Raw genomic sequence first — 22,447 nt, 5'->3', positions numbered from 1 at the left:
TAATTAGCGAGGTGCTATATGTTAGGTCGAGTTACTCCGGGATTTATGCAAAATGATTTCTTAAAAAATATACAAACTAAAAATGAAAATTTTCAAAAAATACAAACACAATTAACGACAGGGATGAAGGTCAATTTACCAAGTGATGACCCAGCTAATGTTATTAATTATATGAAATGGGAAAGTAAAACTCAAGATTTGAAAAAATTCAATCAAATTATAGGTTCTTACAAAGATAAAATGAATATGGTAGATGGGCATTTAGAATCTATGAGTAGTGGATTGCATAGAGCTAGAGAACTAGTTGTACAAGCAGCCAATGGTGTTTATACAAAAGATGAAAGAGTAGCTATTGCGGTAGAAATAGATCAAATTGTGAGACAATTAGTATCTGATGCTAATAGTGAGTACCAAGGTAATGCTATTTTTAGTGGTACTTCAGCTCGTACACAACCTTATCGTTTGACAGAAAGTTTTACAGAAGATACCAATATGAATCTTGTTTCTGGTGTAGAATATTTTGGTAATGCACAAGAACAAGTAATGGATATCGGTAAGAATGATAGAATAGTTTCTGTATTACCAGGTACTTCTATATTTGAAACGACTGCTACAGTACTTGAAAGTAGTAATGATTCAACTGGTTATATAGTAGCACAAGATTCTGCTATTATGATAGAGGGTGTTGAGATCCCTGTCATGACAGGTGATAATATAGAAGTCATTGCACAAAAAATCAATCAACAAAATCTATCTGTTAATGCATCAATAGAAACAAATGCTGATGGAGAATCGCATTTTAGACTTACTAGTGTATCAGCACGCCAACCTTGGTTGCAAGATGTAGCTGGAAGTACAGTTTTACAAGATTTGGGTATTATTAATAATGGTACAGAAGGTCCTAAAAATTATTCTACAGAAGCAGTAGTCCAGAAAAAAAGTATCTTCGATACGCTACTAACTATTAAAGATAATTTATTACAAGATGATATACTAAAATTAGGTGGAGAAGACTTGGGTTTCTTAGATCAAAGTTTGAATAATATTATTCGTTATCGTACTTATACAGGAGCTGTAACAGAAAGATTAGAGCAAACATATGCTAGAAATGAAACAGAAGCAATGTATTTGAAAAATTCCTCTACAAATGCTGTAAATATAGATTTTACAAAAAGTGTTACAGAATTAAAAATGGCAGAGTTTGCACATCAAACAGCACTTAATATAGGGGCAAAATTAATGCCTACAACATTAATGGATTTTTTACGTTAATTTGTATTAGTGTATGATACAATAAATAATATAAAGTCATATTTATTGTAATAAAATAAAAAGTATATTATACTAAAAAAATAACTGGGGGATTTAACTATGCCAATAGTTAAAACAAAAGAATACGGTGATATTCAAGTTTCAGATGAAAATAAAATTGTTTTCAAAAAACCTATTTTTGGATTTGAACATTTAATAGAATATTATTTAATTGTATTAAATGAACCGGAGCAGTTTTCTTTATTGCAAAGTAAAGATGATGAAAACATATCCTTTATGTTGACACAACCTCGGTTGTTTGTATCAGATTATATTTTGGATATAGATGATATAGACGCAGGATTGTTAGCAATAGAAGATCATAATGATATTATTGATTACGCTATTGTAACGATTCCTGAAAAAATAGAAGATATTACAATGAATATTCTTGGTCCTATTGTAATAAATAATAAAAATAATTTTGCAGTACAAAGTATTTCTAACACACCTCATTATAATACCAAATGTAGACTATTTCAAAAAGATATAGCTACTATAGTAGAGCTAGAAACTATATAGTATATATTGTTGTATAGGGACTTTGTGATTTCAAGGAGGAAAGCTGTGCTTGTTTTATCACGGAAGGAAAACGAATCTATTATCATTAATAATGAAATAGAAATTAAAATAGTTCATATTAAACCTGATCAAGTAAAAATTGGAATTATAGCTCCAAAAGAAGTGCGTATTTTTAGGCAAGAAATATTTCAAGAAATCACAAAGGAAAATCAGCAAGCGCAGAATAAATCGTCATTAAATGAATTGAAAGGATTAATGAAAAAATTCAATAAAAAATGTTAAATATATTAATTTCTTACTATATTTAATTAAAGAGGGTAGAATAAATGAGAAAAATATTATTATTAAATTCTGTATTACTGATCACATTATTTTCTAATTGTGGTGGTGGTCCAGATCTCAGAAACACGGTGTTAGCAGCAGAAGCAATGGAAAGAGCTAAGGCAGCAAATGCTCCTTTATATGCACCTAGAGAATATAAGATAGCAGAAGATTTGTTTAATACAATGAACAAAGAATTAGAACAAAAATTATATAAAGATGCAAATAATACAGCTCTATTAGTCATAGACGCTGCTAATCTTGCAATTCGTAACGCTCGATTATTAAAAAGTACTGAAAAATAATTATAAAATATAATGAGGAGACCTGTGATGAAAAGTTTGAAAATTCTATCTATGTTGGTTTTGATTTCACTAGTATCATGTGGAAAAAAGGATGTTAAAGCAACAGATTTGGCAGCTCAAGCAATGGAAAGAGCAAGAGCTGCTGAGGCAGATATTTATGCTCCTCAAGAATATGCTGTAGCTGATGAACTCTTTCAACAAATGCAAGAAGCTATGGATACTAACGATTTGGTTGAAGCTAACAATAAAGCATTATTAGTTGTTGATGCAGCTAATAATGCTATTAAAATTGCTCGACAAAATAAAGCTACAGCATTAATAGCACAACTAAAAAGAATGTTAGAAACGGCTCAGCAAATAGGAGTTGATCAAGAAAATCCTAATATTTATGCTCAAGCAACACAATTTCTTATTGATGCAGAAGGTTTTTATTCACAACCTGATTACGATAAAGCTATTAACGCTGCACAAAGTGGACTTGATCTTTTAGAACCATTAGTTGGTGGAGCTGAAGCATTAGCATTAGCAAATCTTAATAGAGCTAGAGAATTATTAGATAGAGCTTATAAATCTACTGATCTCAGTCAAACAAAAATTCAATTAGAACAAGCTGCAGATATTATAGCACAAGCAGCTCTTCAGTATCAAAACAAAGAATACAATAATAGTCTACGATCTTCTCAGAAAGCGATAGATATATTAGAGAATTTAATTGCTAAATACCCTGGGGATGGATCTATTTCTCTTAGAATAAATGATGATGAAAATCTTCAACTTCAAGCATATGATCTTATTCGTCGTTTAGGGGCTACTATTAAATTTATTAAAGATAATAACTATACAGAAGATGTATACACAGATTCTTCTAGAAAAGCACAACTTTTAGTTCCAGCGAAGAATATAAAATCACAAGAAAATGCAATTACAAATAGTACAGACACTGAAGATACAGATGTAGAAATGTTCTTATATGAAGATGAGATAGACGAAGAAATGCTTTCTTATATGCCTACACAATTTAAAGCACAATTACAAACAGAAACTGTAAATACAGCTGATGATATGATTACCATACAAATGATAGAAAATTTTCATACTTTCTCTCAAGAGTATTATGACGAAGGTAATTATCTGAATGCCATTGATCAAGCAAGAGAAGGTCTAAGATTGGCTGATCTTTATTTAGCTAGTCAAACTTTATTTACACACACAGTTGTACCTCGTGATACTTTATGGGATATCTCAAAAAGAGCTTATAAAACACCATGGTTATGGCCTAATATTTGGAGAGCTAACAAGTTAGATATTAAAGATCCAGATCTTATTTATCCTGGTCAAAAATTTAGAATTCCACCAGCGTTAACTAACCCTAATTAATTAACAATAGATAAAATAAAAAACACCCCATTAATGGGGTGTTTTTTATTGCTACTTCTTAAAAATGATAAAAAATACAACTATTCCTTACTACTTTGTCATAAAGAATAGTTGTATTAATTAAAATGTGATGAGCGTTCCAAGTGTAAATATAAGACCTTGTGTACTTGGTTGTCCAGAAGCTAAATAATCAGAACCAAGATTGTACTTTATACTAGCTCTAAATCCAACACCAATATAAGGATTGATTTTGTATACAGTGCTTAATCCCAATCCCAATCCGTAATAAAGAGCAATTTCTGTGTAAGTAGTTTCACTATTTAGAAAGAAAGGTGTGAAATATCCAAAAATATCTAAACCTAAATCCCAACCAGATTTTTTGTGAGCTGCATTGAGAAATCGATACCCGACACCTCCTGCTAGATCTAATCCCCACCCGAGATTACCTTGTACCGCTCCTCTAGTGAGAATAAAGTGACCAAGTATATTATAATAAAAATATACTCGTGTTGGCGTGTTTCCAACAATACCAAAAGTAAGTGAATCAGCTTTGGTTTCCAAAGGTAATGCTGGACTAATAAAATTCTCCCATCCCAAATATACTCCTGTAAAAGAATGAGTTTTGGTGATAGAAAGAAACATAAAAATTAGTATAAATATATGTTTCATGACTTTTCCTTCATAAGATTTACCCCAAAAAAAATAAATAAGGGTGTTAATAATATATAATATATAATATAAGAATACAAGATTATAATTATAAAATCAAGATATATGATATAATTTTTATTCTTTAGTTTGCAAAAACAGATATTATATAGTATAATTTATGTGTAGATAAAATTTAAGAAATCGGAGAGATTTAATGAATATACAAAAAATTCAAGTAATTCGTCAAGCAGAACAAGTTGCAATAGACCTTATTTCAGCAACTGAAGAATTAGTTAATTCAACAATTAGAGATGCAGGACAAGAGATTTCTTTAATAGAAGATAATGCTAAAAAATCAGCTCGTGAATATGAAGTAAAAATTTTATCTGAATATAAATTAAAAGGTGAGGCTCAAGCTAAAGTTATTTTATCAGAATTATCTAGAGAAATTTCTAAAATAGATCATTCTGCAGATAGTTCTGAGGCCAGTGCTATTGCTTTTTTAAAAGAACAAATGAAGGTAGCTTATGGCAATTAGTAAAATGAAAAAATTGACTCTAGCGATTGTTGATAGTGTCAGAGATCAATTGTTAAAAGAATTACAGGCTTTAGGAGCTGTACATATAGATTCTCTCAAAGTAGAAACTTCCAATGAAGAAAATATAAGAGTTGAAGCGTGGACAGAAGGTTTGGGTACTATTTCTTCTGATATTTCTGCTTTAGAAGATCAAAGAAAAGAATTGGCTAGTGCTATCAATAGAATTAAAGAATTGTTTAGTATAAATGCTCCAGAATTTGAAGTAACATCTTCTGATGTGATTCAAAAAACGATTGCAAAATATGATATTTTACAATTAGCTGAACAATTAAAGGTATTGGATAGACGAACTAGAGAAAATGATACTATTGTTGCAACTTTAAATTTGGAATTACAACAAGTGCAAGCATGGAGTAGTGGTGTAGATGAAATGAGTCCTATTCATGGAACTAGTTCTGTTTTGAAAGGTGTCGTTGGTCAAATTCCTGAATCTAGTTTTGATGCTTTTTATACTACTATTACAGACTCTTTAGATTTGGCAGATGTTGTTTCTTGTTGGGTACAGGATAAAGAAGTTTATTGTTATGTGGTGTCTAACCCTAGTGTGTGGGAAGAAGTTAATAATATATTAAAAGGATTTCCTTTCAATACGCTTCAAATTACGCGTCGTACTGGTTTGTTAGAAGATATTATAAGTGCATTAAAATCAGAAATTTTATCGGCTCAACAAAAACATGATATAGCTATTAAAGAATGGGAATATTTTTCAACAAAATTAAATCATCTTACTTTATTACATGATTCATTAGAAATGGATATACAACAATTAAAAGCAAGTTCTTTTGCTTTGGCGACAGAAAAGGTGAATTTTTTTAGAGCTTGGGTTCCAGAAGACTATATGCCAAAAGTAGAGGCGATATTATCTATTCATGAAAAATATATTGATGTTACTATAGAAGATCCTTCGGAAGAAGAGTATTCTGAAGTTCCTGTGCTTCTCAAAAACAACGCTCTTACAAGACCTTTCGCTGCACTTACTAGTATGTATGGAACGCCTATGTACGGACATACCGTCGATCCAACACCACATTTGTCTATATTTTATTTCATCTTTTATGGTATTTGTTTAGGGGATGCTCTTTATGGTGTTTTATTAGCAGGGTATTCTGTATTCATGATGTTCAAAAATCGAGCAAATCAAAGTATGTCTAATTTCTTTGCTTTATTAGCATGGAGTGGTTTGTCAGCAATGATTGCTGGGATTATTTTTGGATCTTATGCAGGAGATTTATTTTCTAAGTATATTCCAATACCATTATTAACAGATCTACGATTTACTTTTAATGATGGTAGCAGTTTCTTTGACAAACCTTTATTTGTATTATTTGTTTCTTTATTTTTGGGAGCAATCCAATTATGGTATGGATATTGGATCAAATTTTTTGTTTCTCTAAAAAATAAGGGTGTAGAAGCTTTCTTTCAAGAGATGCCCTGGATAATTCTTCTTGGAGGATTCTTTGGATGGGCTGTTTTCTCTTGGATTGGTGGAATGGCTGGATTAACTTTAGTTAGTGCAGAAACAGTGAATCTTTTCTTCCTCGCAATGAAAATTGGAGCAGGATTAATTATTCTAAATAATATTCGTATGGGATTTCAAAAAAGTGTAGTTGGTGGTATTATTGGGCCTCTGGCCGGAGCTTGGGAATTATATAGTATTTCTGGATATCTTAGTAATCTATTATCTTATGCACGATTATTAGCTTTAGGATTATCATCAGGTATTATTGCTAATGTGTTTAACCAACTTGGTTATGGAGTGATAGAAGGATTGAGTTCTATAACTCCCTTTTTAGGGATTTTTGGAGTCATTATGTTAATCTTCTTGCATTTATTTAATCTTGTATTGGGTGGATTTGGAGCATTTGTACACGCTTTGCGTTTGCAATTTGTAGAATTTTTTGGTCAATTTATTGAGGGTGGTGGAAAAGATTTTTCTCCATTAATTTGTAAAGGAACACATTACACAATCAAGTAAATAAAATTAATATAATGAAAATTATAAAAAAAATAAAAACTCAAACAAATGTGTTTGGACGAATAATACATATATTATAGTATTGTTTGGTGGAATGGAGGTTTCACGATGAAAAGAATGTTAATTCTTTCTAGTATTTTTGCATTATTTACAGTATCATTTGCTCAAGATGCAACGGCAGCATTAGTTGCTATAAGAACACCAGGAGTATGGGGTTCAGTTAATTGGGGATTAGTATTTGCAGTATTTGGTGCAGCTTTTGCAACATTTGCTGGTGGATATGGATCTAGTATCGGTGTTGGTATTGCAGGAGAAGTTGGCAACGCTGTTTTAACAGAAGATTCTAAAAAATTTGGTAGTGTTCTTGTTCTTCAAGCTCTTCCAATGACTCAAGGTATTTATGGATTATTATATGCATTTATGGTTTTAGGTGTTGCTGATATTGATTTAACACGTGGTTTACAATTATTTTTTGCTTCTTTACCTGTAGGTTTTTGTGGACTTATTTCAGGAATTTGGCAAGGTAAAGTATCTGCAGCTGGTATGCAGTTAATAGCTCGTCGTCCTAAGCAAATGGGACAAGCAATTATTCTTCCAGCCATGGTAGAAACATTTGCTGTTTTTGGACTTCTTGCTTCTATTCTTTTAATGAACTTAGGTCAATAAGACTTAATTTGATTATTAATTGAATAAAACAAAAAAAGTAAGGGGCTTACCATGAGTTTGGAAGATATCAAGAAAAAGATTCTTTTCGATGCTGAACAAAAAAAGTCAGAACTTCTTGAAGCAGCTAAGCAACAAAGTTCTATAATTTTAACACAAGCTAAACATCTTGCAAAAAATTATACTCAAGAACATGAAAAAAGCTCACTAAGTAAGGCTGTAAATCTGGAAAGAGGTTTGGTAATTGATGCACGCCGTAAACTTGCTAATGAAATTTTAGCAAGAAAAAGAGTAAGAATTGAACAAACTTTCACAAAAGCGAAAGCGGAATTTATATCTTCCTCTAGCTATGCAGAAGTTATGAAATCATTGATTTTAAAATCTATTACTTCTAAAAAAGAAGAAGTGATTTTGGGTCAAAATGAAAATGTTTTAGATCAAAAATGGCTTGATTCTATCAATCAAGTATCTGGTGGATCTTTAGTTTTTTCTAAAGAAAAAGGTGATTTCGTAGGTGGAGTTATGTTAAAAGAAGAAGATACTTCTATCAATATTACTATTGATACTTTATTTTCACTTTTGTGTGAAAGTGCTGAGAAACCTATAGCAGATATACTTTTTAGGGGGTAACTATGGAGAGCTGGGGATACTTAAGTGGACTCCTTCGATCAGAAAAAGTTCATGCCCTAACTAATAATGATTTCATTTCTTTTGCAGATAGTGCAAATGCTGATTCTTTATTAAAATCTTTAGAAGATACAGTTTATGGTTCTTTATTTCAAGGTCGTGTTCTAAAAGAATTTACTGTTATTTTTGAAGAATATTATCAACAAAAATTTCAGAATATAAAAGAAATTATTCCTTGTCCTATTATTATGCAAGTACATTCTTTAAAAGTTGATTTAAATAATTTAAAAATATGTTATAAAGCTAAATTATCTCAGAAAAAAATTTCTTGGGAACAATTATCAGAAGAAGGGACTATTGCTCCTGAAAGAATGTACACTATAGTAGAACACGAACTCTGGAATGAATTACCAACTCCAATCTCTAAAGCTGTTATAGAATTAGCAGATGGAGCAAAAGATACTGTAAGAAGAGTAGATTTCTTGTTAGACAGAGCTTACTATACTTATCGTTTGCAAATACTACAAAATGCTTGTTATTTTGAAACAGACTTTTATAAAGGACTTGTAGATTTTTATAAAAAAGAAATAGATTGTGAAAATATCAAAAATATTTTTCGTGCTAAAAAAATGAATCTTGAAAAAGATCAAATTGCAGAAATCATAATTGTTGGTGGATACATATCTGCAGAATTTTTTATTGATTATGCTAATATTTCTAGTGAAGAAATGGCAGATCTTATCAAGGATTCTGCTTATGGTGAAGTTTTAAGTGTAGGTATTAATGATTGGATAACTAGCAAATCTTGTACAATTTTGGAAAAACAAATAGATGAATATCTTTTGGATCTTACATCTCATTTTTCTTATTTATGTTCAGGACCAGCTATTATTGAAGAATCTTTACGATCTATGCAAATAGAAATTAAAAACTTAAAATTAATCATTATTGGAAAAATAAACAATATGAGCACAGAAGAGATTAAAGAGAGGGTAAGAAATGTCAGAGTATAAAAAAATTGCCGTCATTGGTAACCCTGATACAGTACTTCCCTTTCGCTCTATTGGTGCAGAATCTTTTGAAGTAGAAACTGCTGCTGAGTTAGCGGAAATACTTCAAAAGATTGTAGAACAAGGTACTTTTGGGATTATCTTTGTTGAAGAAACTTTAGCTGAACCAGTTTTAGATTTTGTTTCTTCTTTAAATGATCAATATAGAGGAGTAGCAATTACGCCTATCCCAGGAACAACAACTGGAGATAAGAGTATTGCTCTTCAAAGACTAGGCGCTCAAGTAACAAGAGCTATAGGCATAGATATTTTTGCCCAAAAGGGAGGAAATTAAATGAAAAAACAAGGACAAATAATTAAAGTTACAGGGCCTCTCGTTATCGCAAGTGGAATGACTGGAACGAAAATGTTTGATATGGTCAAAGTTGGAGATATGCAACTTATCGGAGAGATTATTCGTCTTGATGGTGATAATGCTTATGTTCAAGTTTATGAAGAAACTTCTGGTGTAGGACCTGGAGAACCAGTGATATCTACAGAAAAACCATTGTCAGTAGAATTAGGACCAGGGCTTATTGGAAACTTCTTTGATGGAATTCAGCGTCCTTTAGAAGCTATTGAAAAAGCTTCAGGATCTATTTTTATTGCACGTGGTATTGATGTACCAGCATTAGATTATATAAAAAAATGGGATTTTATAGCAACTGTAAAATCTGGAGATACTGTTGAAGCTGGAGATATTATTGGTACTGTTCAAGAAACAGCACTAATCCAATCAAGAACTCTTATTCCTTATGGAGTAAAAGGTATTGTTAAATCTATTCAATCTGGATCATTTAATGTTACTGAAGTTGTTGCTATCGTAACAGACTCTATTTCTGGTAAAGATATAGAAGTTAAATTAGCTCATTATTGGCCAGTTCGTATTCCTCGCCCAGTTAAGAAAAAATTAGCACCTCGTACTCAAATGTTGACGGGACAGCGTGTTATTGATACTTTCTTTCCTTTAGTTAAAGGTGGAACGGCTGCTATTCCAGGTCCTTTTGGAGCGGGAAAAACAGTAACACAGCATCAATTAGCAAAATGGTCTGAAGCTGAAGTTGTGGTCTATGTTGGTTGTGGTGAACGTGGTAATGAAATGACAGATGTACTAAAAGAATTTCCTGAATTGATCGATCCAAAATCTGGTAAACCATTGATGGATAGAACAGTTCTTATTGCAAATACTTCTAATATGCCTGTTGCTGCTCGAGAAGCGTCTATCTATACAGGAATTACTCTTGCTGAATATTTTAGAGATCAAGGTTATCATGTAGCTATTATGGCAGATTCAACATCTCGTTGGGCTGAAGCACTTCGTGAAATGAGTGGACGCCTTGAAGAAATGCCTGGTGAAGAAGGCTATCCTGCTTACCTAGGTTCTAAGCTAGCAACTTTCTATGAAAGAGCTGGAATGGTACATCTTCTTGGATCACAAGAAAGAGAAGCGTCTGTTTCTGTGATTGGTGCGGTTTCCCCTCCTGGAGGAGATTTTTCTGAACCTGTAACACAAAATACGCTTCGTGTTGTTAAAGTATTTTGGGCTTTAAGTTCTTCTCTTGCTTATCAAAGACATTTTCCAGCTATTGACTGGTTACAAAGTTATTCTCAATATGTGCCCCAATTAGCAGAATTCTGGCGTCTTAATGTTGGTGAAGAATGGGGTGAGATGAGAGCTTTAGGAATGCGTCTTCTTAAAGAAGAAGCTGATCTTAGAGAAATTGTGAGGCTTGTTGGTATTGATTCATTAACGCGTGAACAACGCTTAGTTCTTCATACTTCTAAACAAATCCGTGAAGATTTCTTGCATCAAAATTCTTTCCATGAAGTAGATACTTATACCCCAATAGAAAAACAAAAAGCTATGCTTAATGTTATTCTTACTATGTATAAACAAGGCATGGAAGTAATTAATGCTGGTGTTGAATTTTCAAAAATTGAATCATTAGCTTGTAATTTAAAATTTGCAGATATGAAATACACACCAACAGCTGAATCTGCAGAATTCTTTAAATCATTTGAAAAACAAATTAAAGATGAATTTTCAACCTTAAACGTGGGAGGTAAGAATGCTTAAAGAATACCGTACTATTCGTGGGGTTGAAGGACCTCTCGTTATCGTTGAAAAAGTTGCAAACGTTAAATATGAAGAATTAGTAGAAATTGAACTTGCTGATGGAACTAGAAGAAATGGAAAAGTTTTAGAGACTCAAACAGATCGTGCTCTTGTGCAAGTTTTTGAAGGTACTTCAGGTATTGATGTTGCTAACACAAAAGTCACTTTTTTAGGAAAAACACTATCTATTCCTGTTTCTGCAGATATGTTAGGTCGTATTTTTGATGGTTCTGGAAAACCAAAAGACGGAGCTCCAGAATTAATTCCTGATAAACATTTAGATATTAATGGAGCTTCTATCAATCCATTTAGTAGAGATTATCCCGATGAATTTATTCAAACAGGAATTTCTGCTATTGATGGAATGAGTCCTCTTGTTCGTGGTCAAAAATTACCTATTTTTTCAGGTTCAGGTTTACCACATTCACAACTTGCTGCTCAAATTGCTCGTCAAGCTAAAACACTCAAAGATGGTGATAATTTTGCCGTTGTATTTGCTGCGATGGGTGTAACTTATGAAGAAGCAGATTTTTTTATGGAAGATCTTCGTAAAACAGGTGCTATCGAGAGAACAGTTATGTTTATCAATCTTGCAGATGATCCTTCGATTGAACGAATTTCAACACCTCGTATGGCCTTGACTGCTGCTGAATATTTAGCATTTGAACATGATATGCATATTCTTGTTATCTTAACAGATATGACAAATTATGCAGAAGCTCTTCGTGAAATATCTGCTGCTCGTAAAGAAGTTCCAGGTCGTCGTGGTTATCCTGGATATCTATATACTGACTTAGCAACACTTTATGAAAGAGCTGGGAAAGTTAATGGAAGATCTGGATCTGTAACAATGTTACCAATTCTTTCTATGCCTGAAGATGATAAAACTCATCCGATTCCTGATTTAACAGGGTATATTACAGAAGGTCAAATTATTCTTTCTCGTGCATTGCATGCTAAAGGTATTTATCCACCTGTTGATGTACTACCATCACTTTCTCGTCTTAGAGATAAAGGAATCGGTAAAAATAAAACTAGAGAAGATCATGCTGACTTTTCAAATCAACTTTTTGCCGCTTATGCTCGTGGTAAAGAAGCAAAAGAACTTGAAGCAATATTAGGTGAAGGGGCATTGACTCCAGATGATCAAAAATTTGCTGCTTTTGTTGAAGGTTATGAGCGGAAGTTTGTGGCTCAAGGGGAAACTGAAAATCGTAAAATCATAGAAGATACGATGAATATCGGATATGAATTAATGGCTGAATTACCACTTCATGAGCTCAAGCGTGTTCGTCAAGAATACAAAGAAAAGTATTTGCAAGAATACCTTGACAAAGCTAGTAAATAGGAGGCTCCCATGGTTCAAGCCAGTCCTAATAGAATGGAGCTTCAAACCCAAAAAGCTAAGTTGCGTACCGCTACTAGAGGTCATAAATTATTAAAAGATAAGCAAGATGCTTTAACCAAATTATTCCTTGAAAAAGTTCATACTGTAAAAGCACTTCGTGAACATACAGAAATTGAATTAAAAAAAGCTTATTCTTATTTTATGATTGCTCGAGGAGTGATGGATAGAGCAACTGCTAATATGGTTTTTGAAGCTTCTAGTGCAGAAATTTTATTAAAAGCAAATATAATAAATACTCTTGGTGTTTGTTCTCCTGAGTTTGATTTTGAACAAAAGGGTTCTTTACATGAATATGGATTAGTTGGTACTTCAGCAGAAGTGGATTCTGCTTTAGATATTTTTTCTAATGTTGTACAACAATTAATTGAATTAGCTGAAATGGAAAAACTTGTTGAACTATTAGCTATTGAGATTGAAAAAACAAGAAGAAGAGTAAATGCTCTTGAATATCGTTTGATTCCACGCACACAAGAAACTATCCGTTTTATCGTAATGAAACTCGATGAAATGGATAGATCAAATCTTGCACGTTTGATGAAAGTTAAAGATATTGTTCGAAAAGAAAATTAACAATTCAAGCCTCTTTAAGAAATTATAGAGGCTTGTTTTTTATTTAAATAGTAATTTAATAATTATTAAGAATAAAATTATTGTAAACAGATATCCAATCATGAATTATAAAAAACAAGCTCTATATAGAGCTTGTTTTTTTTATGTTAATAAATCTTAAAAAGATAATCAATCAACGAAAGGAATATTTTTTTCAATTTCAGATTCTATAATAAAGACACCTGATGTATAATTCACAAGAAAAATAATCACAGCGACAGATAGAGAGGTTACTAATATATGCATGAATTTTTTATGTTGTTGATATTCATAAATATTTTTCATTAATTTTATTTTTGGTAGAGAAGATAATTTTGATGATTGATTATAATTTTTATGGTAATATTCAAATAATTCCTTATCAAGTATAAAATCTTCTCTAGTAGTTTTATTTATAGAGGTTTCTGGTTTTTTTCGTTTCATAGCACTTCTCTCTTTTTCAATTCATTTTTTATTTTATTTCTTGCTTGATACAATCGATTTTTAATAGCTGTTTCTGTAGTTCCTACGATATTTGCTATTTCTCTAATAGAATATCGTTCATAATAATATAGGTCAATAGCTTCTTGAAGTTCTTTAGTGAGAGACCCAATAGTGTTTTCTAAAAAATTTTTATCGACAATTACATCTTCTATTTTCGTAGGTGACGCTATATTTTCGATACTATTTGAATCATTATTATCGCCCCATACTACAAAATATTTTCTTTCACGATTCTTCTTTTTAGATACTTTGAAAGCATAGTTTAATACTATTCTATATATATAGGTAGAAAATTTAGAATTTCCTTTAAATCCTTTTAATCCTTTAAATATTATTAAAAATGCTTCGTTGACAATACTATCTAATTCTGTGGTATTTGGTTTAACAATACGCCTAATAATAGATGTTACCATTTTGTAATACACATCGTATATTTGTTCGAAATCATTAACATTACCTTGGCAAACATTATTTATAATATCTTGAATTTCTCTTTCATTTAGCTCTTTTTTTTCCATTGTGATCATATTGTCCTCTGTTATGAATATAATCATAGGTAGGATATTTATCAATCAATAATAAATATATTTTGTTAAATTTATTTATTGTGTATATATTTAATTATACTTAGAATCACTTTAATTCATATGAGGGTATAATGCGATATATATGGTTATTGATTTGGCTTCTTTGTGTAGAAAATAATTACGCACAAGAAAATTCTGATACTACGATAGTTGAAAATCTTGAAATAGGTATAACATTTTATGTAGCAAATTTTTTATATCCAGCATTTGATGTAGATTTTGTTGTACCTTTTTATGAGAAAGGAATCAGTTCTTTAGCATTCAAAACTTCTTTTTTCACTTATATACGAGGTAATATGGTTTATAGTCCCAATTTTGTTATGTTTGGGTCAATTTTTGAATTACAATACAGATTGATTGCCAAAAATGGATTGATTTTTACTCTTGAAACAGGGATGGGAGTTGTTGGAGAATTTTTCACACAAGAAATTTACTGTGAAGAAAATGGTTTTCATACTAGCCCGAGTATTCCTTATGGTATCTTTTCTTTAGGATCTAGAATTGGTTATGATTTTTCTAAAAAATATAATGTTCCTATGCAATTAACTTTTGTCTTTACTTATAGAATGCAATTTCCTTTTAATTTAGATATTAATAATTTATTGTTAGGTGGTATTAATTTGTCATACCGTTTTGATATTGTGAAAAGAGGTAAAAAATGAAAATCTTTATGATGTTAACACTGTTTTTATTATTGAGCTTTTGCTCTATTTCTCCAGATTTAAATAAGCGTGAAACCTATTATGTAAAGGTAAATAATGCTTATTTACCTGTGTATACACTAGGTTCGAATACAGAAAAAGTGATTTTATTTGTACATGGTGGACCAGGCCTATCTTCTGTATTTTATTATTATATTCCCTTTTTTCAAAAATTAGCAAAAAAATACAAAATATTTTTTTGGGATCAGAGAGGAGCTGGTGGTACTAGAGGCTTTACTAGCGATGATGAAATGACTATCAATCAGTTTGTACACGATATGGATGTCGTTTATAATTCAATCAAATCAATGATACCCAATACAAAAATTTATGTTATGGGACATAGTTATGGTGGTATGGTCGGTGGATCTTATGTAACAAAACATAATGATAAAGTAGAAGCCTCTATATTTATTGAGCCTGCTTTTAATGTGAAACAGATAAATGAAATAGCGTCAGAGCTAATGTTAAATAATATTACAAAATATTTGGATCAAAAACTCAGTCCAAAAGAAGAAAAATATTGGAATATGGCAAAAAGTTTTTATATACAAAATAAATATTTATCAAGTAAAAATTATCTCCAACATAGCAAATATACTTCTGACTGGGATAAAGTTCTGGGACTTAATCGAATGTGTGATTATATTAGGGGAGAGGTTTTCAATTTTATTTCAGATAGTGTATTAGAAAATATTTCTGTATTAATGCAAATGGAAAAAGTTTTAATAAAATTAGAAAAAAATGGTGAAAATAATAGAAATTTAAGTACAGATTCAATCTTTGGTATTTCTAAGATTACAAAACCTGTATTATTAGTAACTTCAGAATTAGATTATTTAGTTCCGCCTAGCACATCGATAGATGGCTACAATCGCATGAATGGAGGAATTCCTAATCATAAATCTGTACATCTTTCTTATAAAGATGCATCACATGCTCCTTTCTTACAATCTGTAAAATATGATTTGTTTGACAAAATAATTGATTTCATACATAATAATTAATATATCAAGGAGTATTTTTGAAATATTTTTTAGACTTTAATTTACCAGAAAGATTGATTGCTACTATTCCTTCTCCAACAAGAGACGGTGATAAAATGATGATTTTTCAAAAAAATCAACTGATTCATGAACAATTTATTAATATAAACAGCTACTTAAGAAATGATGATATTATTGTATTTAATAATAGTAAAGTTTTCAAAGCTCGTTTGACTATTTCTGCTTTACAAAAAGAGATAAAATCTGAATTATTACTTATTAATCAAGAAAGTAGTACTATTTGGACAGCCATGATTAAAAAAGCAAAACGCTTCAAATTGGGTGAATATTTTAGTTTATCAAATGGAGTAAGAGCTAAAGTAATAGAAATCTTAGAAGATGGTTTGAGAAGAATAGAATTTGATGAATCTTTTTCTCCTATTGATGCAGAAAATATTGGTCAAATTCCTTTACCCCCTTATATAATAGAAGAAAGAAAAAAACGAGGAGAGGTGTTATACTCCTCTTCTGATGAAGAAAGATATCAAACTTTATTTGCCAAATATTACGGTTCTGTAGCTGCTCCGACGGCATCTTTGAGATTTTCTACTGATATTATAAGGCAACTTATTACAGAAGGAATAACACTCAAAGAAATCACATTACATGTTGGTCCTGGCACTTTCAAACCAATGACTTGCGATCCAGATGAGTATCAAATCCATAAAGAATTTGTTACTGTTACTCCTGATCTTATGGCATATTTGATACAAGCCAAAAAACAAGGACGGCGTATTATTGCTGCAGGAACTACAGTATGCCGTGCTTTAGAATCTGCTAATGAGAATGGCTTTGATGCTTGGACAGATATTTTTATTAAGCCGGAGTATGAATTCAAAATGATAGATGGATTGATTACTAATTTTCATTTGCCGCAATCAACATTATTATTATTAGTTCAAGCTTTTATAGGTATTGAAAACACAAAACAAATTTACAAAGAGGCTTTATTGTATAATTATCGATTTTTTAGTTATGGTGATGGCATGTTACTATTAAAATAATATCGAAGAGAGCCAAATGTCTTGTTTTATCTATCGTTCATAGGCTGTTGACCTTTGAGGTTGCTTGATATAAATAATCACATAGGCTAGCTGTTATATTTTTTGAATATATAAAAAATACTAAGGTGAAATATATGTCTAATTGTAAAAAAGAATCTTGTCATGATCTGCATAACTCAGATGATAATCACGGACATGAGCATAACCATGAACACTCACATGATATTGACTTAACTTTTCAAGAAATAATTAAAGAAATTACTCCAGCTTTAGTATCATTTACATTACTTTTTACAGGTATTATAATGGAGTATATGAAAGTGGGATTCTTTCAAACACAAATTATACAAATTATTTGGTATGGAATTCCTTTTATTATTATAGCTTTACCTGTAGTCAAAGAAGCTGTTACATTAATGATAAAGGATAAAGATTTTTTTAACGAACTGTCTTTAATGTCTTTTGCAACATTAGGAGCTTTTGTTATTGGGGAATATGCTGAAGGTTTAGGGGTTATGGTTTTTTATTCTATTGGTGAAGTTGTACAAGGTTTTGCCGTATCGAAATCCAAAAAAAATATCAAAGCTTTATTAGATGTGAGACCAGATTTAGCATATCTTGTCAAAGATGATGGTATTCATGATGTAGATCCTAAAGATGTTGCTATCAATGATATTATAGAAGTCCGTACTGGCGAAAAAATACCTCTTGATGGTGTACTTATCACAGAAACAGCTTCTTTTAATACAGCAGCATTAACAGGAGAGTCTGTTCCAAGAAATCTTAAAAGTTCTGAAGAAGTGTTGGCAGGCATGATATCTGTAGAAAAAACAGTTCGTATTCAAGTAACTAAAATTTATTCAAACTCCACTCTTGCTCGTATTTTGAAGATGGTAGAAGAAGGGGTAGAGAAAAAATCGCCTACAGAACAATTTATTAGAAAATTTGCTCGTGTCTATACACCTATTGTTTTTGGATTGGCTGTATCAGTAGTTATTATTCCTATTTTTGTTTTGGGTAATGACTATGTATTTTTGGATTGGTTTTATAAAGCATTAGTTTTCTTAGTAGTTTCTTGTCCATGTGCTTTGGTTATTAGTGTCCCACTAGGGTATTTTGGTGGGATAGGATTAGGTTCTAAAAATGGTATTTTATTTAAAGGTGGTAATTATATTGAAGCTATGACTCATCTAAAAACATTAGTTACAGACAAAACAGGAACAATTACTAAAGGTGTCTTTACAGTACAAAAAATTATTTCTGAAAATGAGAATCAATTACTTCAATATCTAGGAGCTATAGAGAAACATAGTACGCATCCTATTGCGAAAGCAATTGTTGAATATATTACTCCGAAAAATTTAGAGACTATTGTTTTGCATGAAGTGGTTGATATAGCAGGTAAAGGCGTCAAAGCTGAGTTTAATGGGCAAATTCTTATAGCAGGTAATAATAAAATAATGCTAGATCATAATATTACTGTTACTCCAGAATTATTAACTTATGCTAGCACAGTCGTTTTTGTTGCTTTGGATACCAAATTCTTAGGAGCTGTTGTTGTAGCTGACGAAATTAAAGAAGATGCGTGGCTTGCTATACAACAATTACACCAATTAAATATTAATACAATTATGCTTTCTGGAGATAATAAAGATATTGTCGCAGAAGTCGCTAAAGAATTATCTATTGATGAAGCCTATGGTGAATTACTTCCTGATGGTAAAGTTCATTTCTTTGAAAAACTTAAATTGAAAAAAAAAGCAAAAGATATTATTGCTTTTGTAGGTGATGGTATTAATGATGCACCTGTACTAGCAATGAGTGATGTCGGTATCGCAATGGGTGGTTTGGGAAGTGATTTGGCTATAGAAACTGCAGATATCATTATTCAAAATGATGAACCTTCTAAAATACCACTTGCAGTACGCATTGCCAAAGCTACTAGATCTATTGTCATACAAAATATTGTCTTGTCTATGAGTGTCAAAATATTAGTATTGATTTTAGGGATTTATGGCTTAGCAGCTATGTGGGAAGCTATTTTTGCTGATGTGGGTGTTTCATTATTAGCCATATTGAATTCCTCTCGTTTGTTATATAAAAAATTTGATTGATAATAATAGTAATTAAAAAACACCTCTATATAGAGGTGTTTTTTTTTTGATTTCATTGTTAATTTCATTCATTCTCTTCTTCAAAAAGACTATCATCAGTATTAAGAAGAGATAATAATTCTTCTGAAGAAAATGCTCCAAAATCACTATTTTCTTGCATGATATTATCAAAGAGAAAGTCTTTTTTGCGTTGTAAATTAAATATTTTTTCTTCTATAGTACCTTTTGTCATTAAACGATAAATATTTACTACTTTATGTTGTCCGATTCTATGAGCTCTATCAATAGCTTGATTTTCTACAGCTGGATTCCACCAAGGATCGAATAAGATTACCGTATCAGCACCAGTTAAGTTCAAACCAACGCCTCCAGCTCTTAATGAAATTAAAAATACAGGGGTAGTACCATTATTAAAATCATCGGTAAGTTGAATACGATTTGTTGTTTTACCATCGATATAAAGATGTTCTATTTGACGCTTTAGTAATTCTTTTTTAATAAGTTTTAACATCGATACAAATTGACTAAAAATTAATATGCGATGATTAGATTCTAATGCATCATCTAGTAATTCTAACAAAGCTGTCATTTTTGAAGAATATAATTCAGGATCTTCGTTTTCTAATTCAGGGTATATAAGTGCTGGATGCAATGATATTTGACGCAATTTGGTAAGTGCTGATAAAAAATCAATATGACTGCTACTAAGATTATTATTTTGTATAACCGTTTGAAATTGATCACGAACTTTAGAAAGTGTATTAAGATATAATGATTTTTGTTTGGTTGTTAATTCTGTGATGATAGTTTGTTCTATCTTTGGTGGTAATTCTTTATAAACTTTGTCTTTTGTTCTTCTAATAATAAAAGGAGCACATATTTGATAGAGTTTGTTTAAAGTACTTTTTCTTTGTTGAGGATCAAATCTAAGAAGAGGATCTTCAAAATTATGTTGAAATTCTTTACTTGTTCCTAAGAATCCAGGCATAATAAAATCAAAAATAGACCATAATTCAGCTATATTATTTTCTAAAGGTGTTCCACTAACTGCTATTTTTGTACGAGCATTTATTTGTTTGACACTTTTAGAACGCTTGGATTTACTATTTTTAATATGTTGAGCTTCGTCAATGATACAAAAATCAAATTCTATATTTTGATAATACTCCATATCAAATCCTAGCATGTGATAAGAGGTAATAATAATATCATAATTATCAATATCTTTTAATTTTTCATCTCTGTTTTGTTTACTACCATTAACAAGTAATACTTTGAAGCAATTAGGGTAAAATTTTTGAATTTCTGCTAGCCAATTCAAGAGAAGAGCTGTAGGAGTGATGATAATGGTCTTACTTTCACCTTTGTTAATATCAAGTAAAGCCAAAATTTGTAGTGTTTTACCTAGCCCCATTTCATCTGCCAAAATCATCCCAAAACCAAATTTGTGTAACAAAGAAAGTCGTTCTACTCCTAATCGCTGATAATCTCTGAGAACAGAGTGATTGGGTAAAACAATATGAGGAAGAGTCCCAAGAGTGATAAAATCTTTTAATTCTTGCCATTCTATAGGAATAGTAGCTTCAGGGTAAAGAAACAAAATCCAAGGTAAAAAGGATGCTTGAATATTTAGATCAGTATCAGTTTTGTTTTTACGCAATTCTAGTAATTTTTTAATAGGGTCTGTATCATCTTCAGGAAGAGAAATGAGCTTATTATCAATTTCAATAAATCCATCAATAATTATTTTTTCGAGATCAGCAAGAGATAATTTTATATTATTATGATTATATTCAAAAGTTACAGCAAGCCAATCTATATTGGCGAATAGAGGATTTTTTGTGATGTTAGAAATATTAATATTAGGCTTTTCTTGAGCAAGAATAAATTGCAATTTATTCTTTTTGCCAACTTGATATATTTCAGTGTTTTGAGATATTTTTGGTAAAAAACCTTCAAAAAAATTAGCTTTATCATTAGTAATAATTTTGTTGTCTTCAATTTCTCCAAGTACACTGTAGAAATTTTGAAAACAAGTTTCTACAATTTTTTCTATATTTTTACAAATAGGATGTTCTTTTTTTATTAATAAGGTTGAATTATGATCTCCATTAATAGCAAAATCAACATGAGAATTTAAGAATTTTTTTGCACTTTCTAAATTCAAAGGAAAGCGTTTTTTATGACTCTCTACGAGAACTTCCAAAAACAAAGATAATTCATATTTATTTTGATTTTTGTTATAGTAAAATTCAAAAATCGGAGTAATATGTTCTGAATCAATGATTTTAGGAATTGTAATATATTTGTTTAGAGAAGATTTTTGATATTGCAACTCTTCTATTAAAAAATTACTTTCAGAAATATTGATAGTACAGGATCCATTAGTAAACAAAGTGTCAGTTGTTATCGCACGAAATAACATATGCAAAGGGCTGATATGATTTTTATAAATGATATAAGGAATAATACTAGGAATTAAAAAGCTTTCTTCTTTGTGTGATAAAGAAATAATTGAATTAGCAATATCAAGAGATATTTTTGGAGAAAACGCTTTGGAAGTAAATAATAATGATTGGCTAGGTGTGTCATTAATTGTTATGGAACAAGAAATTTGACCTATAAAATAAACAAGTTCTTGAGGAAAGGGTGCCGTGAAAAGGATAGAATTATTTTTTTTTGCATCTTTTTTTAGAGTGCTCCAATAACTAAGAAATGCTATTTCGATATTAGTGCTATTTGGATATGCAGAATATATATAACTCAATGGTTTTTGAGAAGATAATAATTCTGACAAATTATCATGACTATCTAAGGAAAGACGAAGAAAAGAAATTCTTTTATTGTTACTTTGAGCCTGAATGTTTAGCGTAAATAAAGACAGCATACATTTCTCCTTATGATATTATAATATTATACAACAACTTATTCAATATTGCAAGCTGATAAGAAAGCTCATAATCTTGACTTTATACTGATA

Annotated in this window: 22 protein-coding genes; 18 read left to right on the top strand and 4 right to left on the bottom strand. The window is 30.8% G+C overall.

From position 1 onward, the window contains the following. The first annotated feature begins 18 nt into the window (after positions 1-18). From KFW21_02735 to KFW21_02715, 5 genes are all read left to right on the top strand, one after another. A complete protein-coding gene (locus tag KFW21_02735; protein ID MDK2818349.1) occupies positions 19-1,272 on the top strand; it encodes a flagellar hook-associated protein 3 in 1,254 nt (417 codons plus the stop codon). 99 nt (positions 1,273-1,371) lie between these two features. Next, complete coding sequence (gene fliW / locus KFW21_02730; protein MDK2818348.1) at positions 1,372-1,833, top strand: flagellar assembly protein FliW; 462 nt, start codon at positions 1,372-1,374, stop codon at positions 1,831-1,833. Positions 1,834-1,878: 45 nt separating this feature from the next. Further along, entirely contained in the window at positions 1,879-2,115 is a 237-nt protein-coding gene (gene csrA, locus KFW21_02725; GenBank protein ID MDK2818347.1) for a carbon storage regulator CsrA, read from the top strand. A 44-nt stretch (positions 2,116-2,159) separates the two neighbouring features. Beyond that, positions 2,160-2,459: a DUF4398 domain-containing protein gene (locus tag KFW21_02720; GenBank protein ID MDK2818346.1), complete on the top strand. Its 300-nt coding sequence runs from the start codon at positions 2,160-2,162 to the stop codon at positions 2,457-2,459. 1,077 nt (positions 2,460-3,536) lie between these two features. Beyond that, positions 3,537-3,836: a LysM peptidoglycan-binding domain-containing protein gene (locus KFW21_02715; GenBank protein MDK2818345.1), complete on the top strand. Its 300-nt coding sequence runs from the start codon at positions 3,537-3,539 to the stop codon at positions 3,834-3,836. Positions 3,837-3,956: 120 nt separating this feature from the next. Here KFW21_02715 and KFW21_02710 read toward each other — a convergent pair whose 3' ends face one another. After that, on the bottom strand, positions 3,957-4,505 hold the full coding sequence (locus KFW21_02710) for a hypothetical protein (protein ID MDK2818344.1): 549 nt from the start codon (positions 4,503-4,505) through the stop codon (positions 3,957-3,959). A 196-nt stretch (positions 4,506-4,701) separates the two neighbouring features. Here KFW21_02710 and KFW21_02705 point away from each other — a divergent pair, with 196 nt between their 5' ends. The 9 genes from KFW21_02705 (at position 4,702) to KFW21_02665 (ending at position 13,493) form a co-directional block, all read left to right on the top strand. Further along, positions 4,702-5,025, top strand: a complete 324-nt coding sequence (locus KFW21_02705; GenBank protein MDK2818343.1) for a hypothetical protein — start codon at positions 4,702-4,704, stop codon at positions 5,023-5,025. Further along, positions 5,015-7,060: a V-type ATP synthase subunit I gene (locus KFW21_02700; protein MDK2818342.1), complete on the top strand. Its 2,046-nt coding sequence runs from the start codon at positions 5,015-5,017 to the stop codon at positions 7,058-7,060. The genes KFW21_02705 and KFW21_02700 overlap by 11 nt, the downstream gene beginning before the upstream one ends. A gap of 117 nt (positions 7,061-7,177) precedes the next feature. Beyond that, the gene (locus KFW21_02695; protein ID MDK2818341.1) at positions 7,178-7,726 is read left to right on the top strand and encodes a V-type ATP synthase subunit K; all 549 of its coding nucleotides are present in this window, start codon (positions 7,178-7,180) and stop codon (positions 7,724-7,726) included. 51 nt (positions 7,727-7,777) lie between these two features. Further along, positions 7,778-8,353 (top strand): V-type ATP synthase subunit E, encoded by a 576-nt coding sequence (locus KFW21_02690; protein MDK2818340.1) that lies wholly within the window; start codon positions 7,778-7,780, stop codon positions 8,351-8,353. Positions 8,354-8,355: 2 nt separating this feature from the next. Then, complete coding sequence (locus KFW21_02685; protein MDK2818339.1) at positions 8,356-9,363, top strand: V-type ATPase subunit; 1,008 nt, start codon at positions 8,356-8,358, stop codon at positions 9,361-9,363. Further along, positions 9,350-9,694, top strand: a complete 345-nt coding sequence (locus KFW21_02680; GenBank protein MDK2818338.1) for a hypothetical protein — start codon at positions 9,350-9,352, stop codon at positions 9,692-9,694. Before KFW21_02685 ends, KFW21_02680 begins: the two co-directional genes overlap by 14 nt. Beyond that, positions 9,695-11,476 (top strand): V-type ATP synthase subunit A, encoded by a 1,782-nt coding sequence (locus tag KFW21_02675; GenBank protein MDK2818337.1) that lies wholly within the window; start codon positions 9,695-9,697, stop codon positions 11,474-11,476. It begins immediately after the preceding gene. Further along, positions 11,469-12,863, top strand: coding sequence for a V-type ATP synthase subunit B (locus KFW21_02670; protein ID MDK2818336.1), 1,395 nt, complete (start codon positions 11,469-11,471; stop codon positions 12,861-12,863). The genes KFW21_02675 and KFW21_02670 overlap by 8 nt, the downstream gene beginning before the upstream one ends. 9 nt (positions 12,864-12,872) lie before the next feature. Continuing rightward, the gene (locus KFW21_02665) at positions 12,873-13,493 is read left to right on the top strand and encodes a V-type ATP synthase subunit D (GenBank protein ID MDK2818335.1); all 621 of its coding nucleotides are present in this window, start codon (positions 12,873-12,875) and stop codon (positions 13,491-13,493) included. A gap of 168 nt (positions 13,494-13,661) precedes the next feature. On the opposite strand, the gene KFW21_02660 is transcribed toward KFW21_02665, so the two are convergent. Further along, complete coding sequence (locus tag KFW21_02660; GenBank protein MDK2818334.1) at positions 13,662-13,955, bottom strand: hypothetical protein; 294 nt, start codon at positions 13,953-13,955, stop codon at positions 13,662-13,664. Then, positions 13,952-14,542, bottom strand: a complete 591-nt coding sequence (locus KFW21_02655; GenBank protein MDK2818333.1) for a sigma-70 family RNA polymerase sigma factor — start codon at positions 14,540-14,542, stop codon at positions 13,952-13,954. Before KFW21_02655 ends, KFW21_02660 begins: the two co-directional genes overlap by 4 nt. Positions 14,543-14,673: 131 nt before the next feature. On the opposite strand from KFW21_02655, the gene KFW21_02650 reads away from it, so the two are divergent. The 4 genes from KFW21_02650 to cadA all read left to right on the top strand — a co-directional run bounded on the left by KFW21_02650 (position 14,674) and on the right by cadA (position 19,467). Next, on the top strand, positions 14,674-15,264 hold the full coding sequence (locus KFW21_02650) for a hypothetical protein (GenBank protein ID MDK2818332.1): 591 nt from the start codon (positions 14,674-14,676) through the stop codon (positions 15,262-15,264). Then, on the top strand, positions 15,261-16,310 hold the full coding sequence (locus tag KFW21_02645) for an alpha/beta hydrolase (protein ID MDK2818331.1): 1,050 nt from the start codon (positions 15,261-15,263) through the stop codon (positions 16,308-16,310). Before KFW21_02650 ends, KFW21_02645 begins: the two co-directional genes overlap by 4 nt. 17 nt (positions 16,311-16,327) lie before the next feature. Further along, positions 16,328-17,353 carry a tRNA preQ1(34) S-adenosylmethionine ribosyltransferase-isomerase QueA gene (queA, locus tag KFW21_02640; protein MDK2818330.1) on the top strand — a complete coding sequence of 342 codons (1,026 nt, stop codon included), beginning with the start codon at positions 16,328-16,330 and terminating at the stop codon, positions 17,351-17,353. Positions 17,354-17,487: 134 nt separating this feature from the next. Beyond that, positions 17,488-19,467 (top strand): cadmium-translocating P-type ATPase, encoded by a 1,980-nt coding sequence (cadA, locus tag KFW21_02635; protein ID MDK2818329.1) that lies wholly within the window; start codon positions 17,488-17,490, stop codon positions 19,465-19,467. Positions 19,468-19,531: 64 nt separating this feature from the next. Here the strand turns inward: cadA and KFW21_02630 are convergent, their stop codons facing one another. Beyond that, positions 19,532-22,354 (bottom strand): DEAD/DEAH box helicase, encoded by a 2,823-nt coding sequence (locus KFW21_02630; protein MDK2818328.1) that lies wholly within the window; start codon positions 22,352-22,354, stop codon positions 19,532-19,534. Positions 22,355-22,447 lie beyond the last annotated feature (93 nt).

Source organism: Spirochaetota bacterium, from assembly GCA_030154445.1.
Lineage (GTDB): Bacteria > Spirochaetota > Brevinematia > Brevinematales > Brevinemataceae > Brevinema_A.
This window is presented reverse-complemented; position numbering and strand designations above follow the sequence as displayed.

What these genes read in the sequence shown, in the direction of transcription:
- KFW21_02735 (MDK2818349.1), top strand. Translation starts at nt 19, where the DNA reads ATGTTAGGTCGAGTTACTCCGGGATTTATGCAAAATGATTTCTTAAAA.
- fliW (MDK2818348.1), top strand. Translation starts at nt 1,372, where the DNA reads ATGCCAATAGTTAAAACAAAAGAATACGGTGATATTCAAGTTTCAGAT.
- KFW21_02720 (MDK2818346.1), top strand. Translation starts at nt 2,160, where the DNA reads ATGAGAAAAATATTATTATTAAATTCTGTATTACTGATCACATTATTT.
- KFW21_02715 (MDK2818345.1), top strand. Translation starts at nt 3,537, where the DNA reads ATGATAGAAAATTTTCATACTTTCTCTCAAGAGTATTATGACGAAGGT.
- KFW21_02710 (MDK2818344.1), bottom strand. Translation starts at nt 4,505, where the DNA reads ATGAAACATATATTTATACTAATTTTTATGTTTCTTTCTATCACCAAA.
- KFW21_02705 (MDK2818343.1), top strand. Translation starts at nt 4,702, where the DNA reads ATGAATATACAAAAAATTCAAGTAATTCGTCAAGCAGAACAAGTTGCA.
- KFW21_02700 (MDK2818342.1), top strand. Translation starts at nt 5,015, where the DNA reads ATGGCAATTAGTAAAATGAAAAAATTGACTCTAGCGATTGTTGATAGT.
- KFW21_02695 (MDK2818341.1), top strand. Translation starts at nt 7,178, where the DNA reads ATGTTAATTCTTTCTAGTATTTTTGCATTATTTACAGTATCATTTGCT.
- KFW21_02690 (MDK2818340.1), top strand. Translation starts at nt 7,778, where the DNA reads ATGAGTTTGGAAGATATCAAGAAAAAGATTCTTTTCGATGCTGAACAA.
- KFW21_02685 (MDK2818339.1), top strand. Translation starts at nt 8,356, where the DNA reads ATGGAGAGCTGGGGATACTTAAGTGGACTCCTTCGATCAGAAAAAGTT.
- KFW21_02680 (MDK2818338.1), top strand. Translation starts at nt 9,350, where the DNA reads ATGTCAGAGTATAAAAAAATTGCCGTCATTGGTAACCCTGATACAGTA.
- KFW21_02675 (MDK2818337.1), top strand. Translation starts at nt 9,695, where the DNA reads ATGAAAAAACAAGGACAAATAATTAAAGTTACAGGGCCTCTCGTTATC.
- KFW21_02670 (MDK2818336.1), top strand. Translation starts at nt 11,469, where the DNA reads ATGCTTAAAGAATACCGTACTATTCGTGGGGTTGAAGGACCTCTCGTT.
- KFW21_02665 (MDK2818335.1), top strand. Translation starts at nt 12,873, where the DNA reads ATGGTTCAAGCCAGTCCTAATAGAATGGAGCTTCAAACCCAAAAAGCT.
- KFW21_02660 (MDK2818334.1), bottom strand. Translation starts at nt 13,955, where the DNA reads ATGAAACGAAAAAAACCAGAAACCTCTATAAATAAAACTACTAGAGAA.
- KFW21_02655 (MDK2818333.1), bottom strand. Translation starts at nt 14,542, where the DNA reads ATGATCACAATGGAAAAAAAAGAGCTAAATGAAAGAGAAATTCAAGAT.
- KFW21_02650 (MDK2818332.1), top strand. Translation starts at nt 14,674, where the DNA reads ATGCGATATATATGGTTATTGATTTGGCTTCTTTGTGTAGAAAATAAT.
- KFW21_02645 (MDK2818331.1), top strand. Translation starts at nt 15,261, where the DNA reads ATGAAAATCTTTATGATGTTAACACTGTTTTTATTATTGAGCTTTTGC.
- cadA (MDK2818329.1), top strand. Translation starts at nt 17,488, where the DNA reads ATGTCTAATTGTAAAAAAGAATCTTGTCATGATCTGCATAACTCAGAT.
- KFW21_02630 (MDK2818328.1), bottom strand. Translation starts at nt 22,354, where the DNA reads ATGCTGTCTTTATTTACGCTAAACATTCAGGCTCAAAGTAACAATAAA.